Source organism: Mesorhizobium sp. M7A.F.Ca.CA.002.09.1.1, assembly GCF_003998555.1.
Classification (GTDB): Bacteria; Pseudomonadota; Alphaproteobacteria; order Rhizobiales; family Rhizobiaceae; genus Mesorhizobium; species Mesorhizobium ciceri.
The window spans coordinates 1-3,975 of record NZ_RZRR01000525.1 but is presented as its reverse complement, the minus strand read 5'-3'; the positions used below and the strand labels follow the sequence as shown (position 1 = coordinate 3,975).

Annotated in this window: 1 protein-coding gene and 1 pseudogene; both read right to left on the bottom strand. The window is 63.2% G+C overall.

Going from position 1 to position 3,975, the window contains the following annotated elements; all coding sequences use genetic code 11:
• Window positions 1-3,022, bottom strand: a pseudogene (locus EN994_RS21210) (protein ndvB); the annotation flags it as partial.
• 266 nt (window positions 3,023-3,288) lie between these two features.
• Entirely contained in the window at window positions 3,289-3,876 is a 588-nt protein-coding gene (locus EN994_RS21205; protein WP_013532299.1) for a HutD family protein, read from the bottom strand.
• Window positions 3,877-3,975: the final 99 nt, after the last annotated feature.

Here is a 3,975-nt window from a genome sequence, read left to right as displayed (position 1 = left end):
GCGCCACCGTGCGCAACGTATGGATATCGGCCTGCGATATGCGCAAGCGATCCTCGGTTTCAGCCGAACGGCTGATCCAGCTGGCGATGGCGGGCGAGCCAATCCAGAACAGCGCGAAGAAGAAGGCAACGAAGGCGCCGGTCGAATCGGCCAGCACCGGAATGGCAAGGCCGACGAAGCCGATGATCACGGCGCCATACATCATGCCGTAATAGGAACCGACATCGTTGTCGCCCGCCTTGTGCGCCTGCGAGGCGGTGCGCCATTCCAAAAGGTTCTGGCGGCTGACGAACAACCGATAGAGCGTGCGCACGATGGCATCGCCCATCATCCAGGCGTTGTGCGCCATCAGGACGATCTTCAGCGCCACCATGGCGGTGCCGAAGGCGACGTCGCGTGCCAGGGCCGAGAAATGGCCGCGTGGCGTCTGGTCGCCGCTCTTGGGCAGGATGGCGTTGACGATGTCGAATGTCGGCGCCATGAACAGGCTGAGGATCAGCAGGGCCTGCCATTGCGCGGCCTGCGTGAAGGGCAGCAGCGTCCAGCCGGCAATCGCCGCCATCACCCAGAAGATCGGCGTCAGCGAGCGGCGCAGATTGTCGATCATCTTCCAGCGCGACAGCGCCGGCACGCCGGAGCGCGGATCGAGCATGAAGCCGAGCAACTGCCAGTCGCCGCGTGCCCAGCGATGGTGGCGCGAGGCGTCGACCGAGTAGCGGGTCGGATAGTCCTCGACCAGTTCGACGTCGGTGACCAGCGCCGAGCGCGCCAGCGCGCCTTCCAGCAGATCGTGGCTGAGGATGGTGTTTTCCTCGATGCGGCCCTGCAGGGCGGCCTCGAAGGCGTCGACGTGATAGAGGCCCTTGCCGGTGAAGGACCCGTCGCCGAAAACGTCCTGATAGAGATCTGACACGGCAAAGACATAAGGGTCGAGGCCGCGATTGGCCGAGAACACCCGCTGGAAGAACGACGCATCATCGCCTGATGTCAGCGACGCGGTGATGCGCGGCTGCAGGATCGCGTAGCCGGCGGTGACGACGCGCTTGCTGGCATCGAAATGCGGCCGGTTGAGCGGGTGGCAGAGCTTGCCTACGAGGGTGGCGACCGCGTCACGGGTGGTGCGCGTGTCGGCATCGAGCGTCATCACGTGGACGACGTTCTCCGGCAGCGGCACGTCGAGCGGCAGGAACGTGGTGTCGCTGTCGCCGCGCAGCAGAAGGTCGAGTTCATGCAGCTTGCCGCGCTTGCGCTCCCAGCCCATCCACGACCCTTGCGCCGCATTGAAGAGCCGGCGCCGGTGCAGGATATAGAAGCGCGGCGCGCCTTCGGAGGGATAGCGTGCGTTGAGACGAGCGATCTCGGCACGCGCGAATTCGAGGATTTCGGTGTCGGCAGCATCGATCTCGGTCTTCGAGTCCGGCCAGTCCGACAGCAGCGCGAAATGGATTTCATCGGCCGTGTTGGCGAGATGATGCACCTCGATATTGCGGATGTTTTCCTCGACATCGTCGCGCGAGCCGATCAGCGACGGAACCACCACCAGCGTGCGCGCCTCGGGCGGCACGCCGTGCCGGTAATCGTAGCCGACGAGGCGCGTCGGTTTCAGGAACAGCGAAACGACCGTGTTGAAGAAGGCGAGCGCGCCCTCGCTGGCCGGCACGGCAAAAAGCGCCAGCATGAGGACGATCGAGGGCACCGACAGGCCGAGATTGGCAAGCGCGTTGCCTGAGAGGACGAGAAGCAGCGCCGTCAGCGCAAACACCGGTACGACGATGCCGAGCCAGCCGGTCTTGCGGAAGGCACGCTTGACTGTCTGGCTGATGGTGGGTCGATAGCCGATCGCCTTCTCCAGCTCGAGCCGGCGTGGGCCGACGAGAAAGAAGCCGACATCGGTGTGGGCGGACCCGGTTAAAACGACGTCGCCGTCGCCATCGCTGGCGGCGTGGCCGGCCAGCTCGATGGCCTTCTCGGCGACGCGATATTCCGAAAGGTTCGAGCGGCGCGCCAATTCCTCGATCGCGGTCCGGTACTGGTCGCGCGAGAAGAAGTCGAGCGCGGCGAAATCGGTACGCTCGCGCAGCACGGTGTCGATGCGGCTGACGCCTTCGAACCACACGGTCCAATCGACGTCGTTGATGAGGCGCAGGCCACGAATGATGTTGCCCGTCGTCACATTGCCGCTGGACAACGTGTGATGTTCGGAAATGATGATTTCCTCGGCATCGGAGCCGGTCTTTTCGAGCTCGCCTTCCAGCCATTCCAGAGCCTTGCCGGCATTCTGCGAGCCATCGCGCAGGCGATAGAGCAGCTGGGTGGCGAAGGTGGTGTCCTGTGCGTGTGCGCTGAAATTGGACAGGATCGACTGCCGGTCGGCGCTGTCGTCGGTGGCCAGGACCTTGTCTGCCACATCGTTGGCGATCTGACGCATCTGACGGGTTCGATTGACCCTGACCGCCAGCCGGCGCAGATTTTCGATCAGCACGAAGCGCAACAGCGAAGGCAGCGCCCAGAGTTCGCCGATCTTCAGCGGCTCGACCGACTGAAAACCCTGGACGATGGACTTGAACATCGTCGCCGAAACGGAACTGTCCGAATGTGCGACATAGGTCCAGGCCAGCGCCAGCGCGCGCGGCACGCTGCCGCCGTCAGGCAGTTTCAAGGTCGGCAGCTGGCGATAGAAGCGGCGCGGCAGGTCGCGCTTGACCTGGAAAATGGTCTCTTCGACCAGGTAATTGTTGTCGAGCAGCCATTGTGCCGCCGGCGTGATCGTCTCGCCCCTCGCCTGCGCCGCATTGGTCGACCGGTAGACTTCCAAAATCTTCTTGGCGCTGTCGCGGATACGGGCCTGAAAATCGAAGGGCGTCAGCCCGAACAGATCTGTGAGGTCGCCTTTCGCCAGGCTTTCACCGAGCAGCCGAAGGCGCTCTTCGGGCAGGTAATTGGAGCGGATCGGCTCTTCGGTGATGGCCGGGAAGCTCGCGCTTGTCTTCTCGATTTGGGCAGGATTCGTCTGAATATTCATTGAAAATTCCGTAAGCGGGCACTGAGCGGCGTCACCGCCACGGCAATGGCCCTAAAACCGGTTCAAATGCAATTGGTTGCATAAACCCCACTTGCCGAAAGTTTGTTTCCGCACCACGACAGGGCGTCGTCTCTCAGCAAAACTCAAAGACAAGCACCCCACTTCCCGCCAGCCAGATCGGCGGAGAGGATTCAGGCTTTTTCGTGATGCCGCCAGCAGCTTACGCTATATTTCGCCGGTACCGCGATCATGTTTGGAAACAAGCGTTAATCGTTGCCGGCGATGGCGCGGATCCGGATCACGTACAGCGTTGCCTCATGGGCGGGTTGGACAAGCAGGCCGGTGCTGACCGGCCCGGACAGCAGCGTGTCGAGCGGCCCGAGGCGAACCGGTTCAGCGGCGGGCACACTGATGTCGCCGTCCAAGCACAGGATGAGCGTTGTGCCGGCTTCAGTCCGGATTTCCACGGGGGCCGAAATCACCAGGCGTTCGACCGAATGCGTCATCCGGCTACGGCGGGTCATGACATTGAGATCGGTGATCGGTCCGCCGATCAGCGCGGCCGAGGTCTGCACGTCGGCCGGGAAAGAAAACAGGGCGGTCGTCCTGTTTATAGATCTCGGCGGGTAGCCGGCAATCTCGAGGACGATGCCCTCGCCTTCGAGCACGGCAAGGGTGCGATCGATGCCGGCGAATTGCGAGAACGGACCGCTCGATTCGACACGCGCCATCGACACGCGCCAGTCGAAATCGTTTAGCCCGGCACCGGGCGGCGAGACGGCGATTTCCGTCGTCACGCCGCCGCCGTTCTTCCACGGCATCGACCGGTATTCGGCTGCCCGCAGGATGCGCATGCCTAGCCCTCCGCTATGGCTACGGGCGTTCGAAACTCGAAAAGCCGATTCCGCGGCTTTTCGCCTGCCTGCGGCCGGACGTTTCTCACCCGAGAATGC